General features: G+C 75.2%; 5 protein-coding genes. All 5 read right to left on the bottom strand.

The window, feature by feature from the left end; translation table 11 throughout:
• Positions 1-1346, bottom strand: a 1346-nt coding sequence (locus VK640_07910; protein ID HTE73108.1) for a hypothetical protein, incomplete at its 3' end; no start/stop codon positions are given.
• Between the two features lie 76 nt (positions 1347-1422).
• A complete protein-coding gene (locus VK640_07905; GenBank protein ID HTE73107.1) occupies positions 1423-2025 on the bottom strand; it encodes a hypothetical protein in 603 nt (200 codons plus the stop codon).
• Positions 2022-2660 (bottom strand): dephospho-CoA kinase, encoded by a 639-nt coding sequence (gene coaE, locus VK640_07900; protein HTE73106.1) that lies wholly within the window; start codon positions 2658-2660, stop codon positions 2022-2024. The genes VK640_07905 and coaE overlap by 4 nt, the downstream gene beginning before the upstream one ends.
• Before the next feature lie 10 nt (positions 2661-2670).
• Positions 2671-3849, bottom strand: coding sequence for a heparan-alpha-glucosaminide N-acetyltransferase domain-containing protein (locus tag VK640_07895; protein ID HTE73105.1), 1179 nt, complete (start codon positions 3847-3849; stop codon positions 2671-2673).
• A gap of 110 nt (positions 3850-3959) precedes the next feature.
• Positions 3960-4967 (bottom strand): S1 RNA-binding domain-containing protein (locus VK640_07890; protein ID HTE73104.1); only part of this gene is annotated, 1008 nt, incomplete at its 5' end.

Below are 4967 nucleotides of genomic sequence, written 5' to 3'. Positions count from 1 at the left end.
ACCCACCGTGAGACAAGCATCTTGCCTTCCGAGTCGCGCAGGGTGACGAGGAGGCGAGACGCCCGGTGCAGCCGGAATCGGACCACCAGGGCACCGGCCTCGGCCGAGACCCGGTGCCGGCGCGTCCGGTGGCGCGGCGTGAGCCGGTCCTGCCAGCTGCTGACCCGCCAGACCCGGGTCGGCGCCGGCGCAGCGGTCGGCCCGGTGGGGGCAGTTACGGGGTCGGCCGTCGGAGCGGGCACCGGCGCCGTCGTGGGCGTCGGGCCGGGCGTGGACGCCGGCCCGGACCAACCGTCCGGGGCGACCGGCGCGAGGAACACCGAGCTGGCGAGGTTCCAGTGCGACGCGAGCCAGCTGCCCGGCGGCGGCGCCACGTTGTAGTAGTCGTCGCCGTTGCAGTCGAGCAGCGGCTCCTGCGACGAGGCGCACTGGAACGTGAGGCTTGCACCCGAGCCGTCGTCGTAGCAGAGCCGGTCGTACTCGTCGGTGCAGTGCCATGCGCCGTTCGAATGCGGTGCCGCCAGGTTCACGGCGCCGAGCATGTGGGCGATCTCGTGCGCGGCGACCGACGCGGTGCCGCCCCAGCAGCCGCTGTCGACGCGCGCGTAGGTCGGGCCGTTGTTGGCCGGGTTGGTGGCGTCGGGGCGGGCGTCGCCGGCGACGTACGCGATGCCGCAGTACGTCGTCGCGTCGGTCCAGACGACGTACTTGCGGTCGGGCCGGTCGAACCCCTGCGCGGCGAGCTCGGCCCGCGTCGCCCCCAGCGAGTCGTCGCCCGCGGCGGAGAGCACGACGTGCGCCACCGAGAGGCTGCAGCCCGGGTCGGTGACCCATCGGAGGTGCCGGGTCCCGCCGTCGCGTGCCGCCGACGCGGCGTAGGCCTGGTCGGCGCCGGCCGCATATCCGCGGACCAGCTCCACCACGGCCGCGTAGCGGTCGGTGCGGTCGGCAGCGACCGCGTAGACGGCCTGCAGCCGCGGACCGGAGGTGCCGTCGCCGTAGCAGGGCACCTCACCGGCGGCTGCGGTCACCTCGTCGTCGGCGGCCTCCTCGCGGGCGAGGAGCTCGGCCGTGGTCGGACGGTGCCGGACGTCGACCCCGGCCGGGGCCGCGTCGGGGCCGTGTGAGCAGTCGGCGGGCCCGTGGTCGCCCTCGACGTGGAATCCGCCCGGGCAGTCGCCGTGGTGGTCCAGGCCGGTGAGCACGACACCTGCGGCCCGCCGGTCCACCACCGTGCCGGCGCTGCCCGGCGTGGCCATGCCGGCGACCAGCAGCGTCGCCAGCACGGCGGCCAGCGCAGCACCCAGCGCCGCCCAGGGGGCGGTCGGGCGGCGCAGGCGGGGCATGCGGGGCTCCGGGCTCGGTGACGGCGGTCACCTGTGGATCGGCACCCCGGCGGTGGCACCTGAAGCAAAGGCGCGGTCAAGCCTGGGCGGGCGCCGCACCGGCCGCCCGGCGCCGGCGCCGGACCACCACGGCGGCCAACGCCGCCAGCGCGCCGAGGCCGGCGAGGCCAGCAACGCCGGCCGCACCTGCGAGCACCGGGCGCAGCCCGTCGTCGACCTGGACCGAGGATCCCGGCCGAGGGGTCGTCCCGCCCCCCAACGGGCGTTCGCCGGCGGCGAGCTCGCGGCTGCCCCCGCACAGCGAGCCCTCGAGGTGCCCGTCGACCCGGTCGGCGAACACGAGGGCCGGCCGGCCCTGGGTCAGCTCGAGGCCGCACGACGCGCCGCTGCGGGCGGTCTCGATGCCCTGCCGCTGGGCGACCGCGCCCTTGTGCACGGTGTCCACGTCGAAGACCAGGACCGCCGGGTCGTCGGACGACGAGAGGCCGAGGAGCACCGTCGGGTCGTGCCGCTCGATCAGCGTGCCGGTGAAGGCGACGTCGCTCCTGGCGAGCAGCTCCCGGTCCGCGGGAGCCTCGACGCACGAGCATGCCATCGCCGCGCCGGCCGGGAGCAGCACCACCACCGCGGCCAGCAGCGCGGCAGCCAGCGAGCAGCGCAGCAGCCTGGGGGCAGTCATGCGGGTGGGACGCGGGCGCCCCCGTCCCGGTTCCCCTCCCCTGCCCGCCGCGTCAGCTCGGCCCAGAGGTCCGCGACCCGGTCCCGGAGCGAGTCCAGGTCGCCGTCGTTGGCGACGACCAGGTCGGCGGCCGCGAGCCGGCGGTCCCGGGACGCCTGCGCGGCGACCCGCGCCCGGGCGTCGGCCTCGGGCATGCCCCGCTGCCCGACCAGGCGACGTACCTGCGTGTCCTCCGCCACGTCCACGACGACGACCAGGTCGTAGAGCGGCTGCAGGTCCTGCTCGACGAGGAGCGGCACGTCGTGCACCACGACCGCCCCGGGCGGCGCCGCGTGCGCGATCTCGGCGCTGCGCCGCCGGACGTAGGGGTGCACGATCGACTCGAGGGCGGCCCGCCGCGCCGCGTCGGCGAAGACCAGGCGGCCCAGGGCCGGCCGGTCCAGCGACCCGTCCGGGGCGAGGACACCGGCACCGAACTCGTCGACCACCGCCGCGAGGCCCGGCGTCCCCGGGGCGACCGCCTCGCGGGCCAGCACGTCCGAGTCGACGACGACGGCGCCCTGGGCGGCCAACAGCCGCGCCACCTCGCTCTTGCCGGAGCCGATGCCTCCGGTGAGGCCGACCTGGAGCGTCACGGGCGCGACGCTAGCGCGACCTGGCCGAGGCGCTCGCCGCGGCGCTCCGGCCGGCGACGGCGCGCCGGGCGGCGCCGGCCAGCCAGGCCAGCAGCGCCTCGAGGGGGCCGCGCCCGACCTGGGTCCGCCAGAGCGTCGCGACCGCCAGACCGACCAGCACGTGCGCCCACCACAGCCGGGCGCGGTCCGTCGCGAGGAGCGGGCTGCCGTCGGCCAGGGCGAGGACGTGCGCCGTGTAGAGCGTGAGGGTCATGCTGCCGGCCGCCGCGAACGGCAGGACGAGCAGCCGGGGCAGCACCCGCACCAGCAGCAGGCACGCGCCCAGGACGGCCAGCGAGCTGCCGGTCGTGTGCACCAGGTCGAGAGTGGTGCCGCTGTGCGGGGCCGAGACGACCAGCCACCGCCAGTCCTCCCGGGGCGTGGTGCCGAACATCCCGGTCCGGAGCGCCTCGTCGACCTGCTCCGGGCCGCTCCCCACCGTGCGGGCCAGCCGCTCGACGCCCCCGACCTGGGCGAGCAGCCAGGCCGAGGCCGCCTTGGCCGTCACGGCGGCGACCAGGCCGGCCACCAGCAGCCGGGTGGCGGAGCCGGCGCGGCGCAGGTCGCTGCGACCGACGGCGAGGCCGGCGAACAGGTACGTCGTCCAGGTCAGCACGGGATAGGTCCCGGTCAGCAGCAGCTCGACCAGCAGGTCGCGGCCCCAGGGCTCGGCGATCGGGGTCGGGTCGACGTGCTGGCGCAGCAGGTGGCTGGCGACCGGTGTCAGGATCGCCGCCCCCGCGGCGAGGAACCACAGGGTGCGCGGGCGCAGCCCCAGCACCGGCAGCGCCACCAGGAACAGCAGGCCGTAGTAGGCGAGGATCACCAGGGGCGGCGAGTCGACGCGGCCCAGCAGCAGGCCGAGGGCGACCAGGGCGAACGCCCGCACCGCGACACCGGCCCGCGCCGCCCACAGGACGCGCCCGGCCGGCGGGGTGCGACCGCCGGCGACCAGGGCGAGCGAGACGCCGGCGAGCAGCGCGAACAGCGCCGACGCGCGGCCGGCCGCCACCGCGTGCGAGAGGTGGGTGCTGCCGTCCGGGTCGGTCGAGGGGAAGATGTGGGTGGCCGCCATGCCGATCAACGCCACGCAGCGCGCGACGTCGATGCCGGTCAGCCGGCCCGCGCTGGCACCACGGACCTGCAGCACCTGGTCATGGTAGGTGCGGGCGCCTCCACACCAGCTCCGGACGCACCGAGGCCCCGCACCGAATGGTGCGGGGCTCGGTGCGCGGCTCGGCGCTGCCTGCTCGGTGGCGACTACTTGTCGCCGGTGAGCTTCTCACGCAGGGCGGCCAGCGCCTCGTCGGAGGCGAGGGTCCCGCCACCGCCACCGCCATCGCCGCCGGTGGTCTCGTCGGTCTCTTCGACCGCGGGCGCCTCGGACGAGTAGGTGGAGGGCGTCCCGCTCTCCAGGCCCGCCTCCTGCTCGGCCTTCTGCGCCTCGACGACCTGCTTCATGTGCGCCTCGTAGCGGGTGCGGGCCTCGGCGTACTGCCGCTCCCACTCGGCCTGCTGCTCCTCGTGCCCGGGCAGCCAGTCGTTGGTCTCCGGGTCGAAGCCCTCGGGGTATTGGTAGTTGCCCGCCTCGTCGTAGGACGCCGACATGCCGTAGAGCGTCGGGTCGAACGACTCGTCGCCGGCCGTGGGCTGCACGCCCTCGTTGGCCTGCTTGAGCGAGAGGGAGATGCGGCGACGCTCGAGGTCGATGTCGATGACCTTGACGAAGATGTCGTCGTTGACCTGCACGACCTGCTCGGGGATCTCGACGTGGCGCTCGGCCAGCTCCGAGATGTGCACCAGGCCCTCGATGCCCTCGTCGACCCGGACGAACGAGCCGAAGGGCACCAGCTTGGTGACCTTGCCCGGCACGACCTGGCCGATCTGGTGGGTGCGGGCGAACTGCTGCCAGGGGTCCTCCTGCGTCGCCTTGAGTGACAGCGAGACCCGCTCGCGGTCCATGTCGACGTCGAGGACCTCGACCGTGACCTCCTGGCCGACCTCGACGACCTCGGACGGGTGGTCGATGTGCTTCCAGGACAGCTCGGACACGTGGACGAGACCGTCGACACCACCGAGGTCGACGAACGCGCCGAAGTTGACGATCGACGAGACGACGCCCTCGTTGGCCTGCTTGAGCGACAGCGAGATGCGACGACGGTCGAGGTCGATGTCGATGACCTTGACGAAGATGTCGTCGTTGACCTGCACGACCTGCTCGGGGATCTCGACGTGGCGCTCGGCCAGCTCCGAGATGTGCACCAGGCC

It is taken from the genome of Actinomycetes bacterium (assembly GCA_035489715.1).
GTDB lineage: Bacteria > Actinomycetota > Actinomycetes > JACCUZ01 > JACCUZ01 > DATHAP01.
Note: the sequence above shows the minus strand (reverse complement) of the source record. Positions and strands in the feature narration are given on the sequence as shown.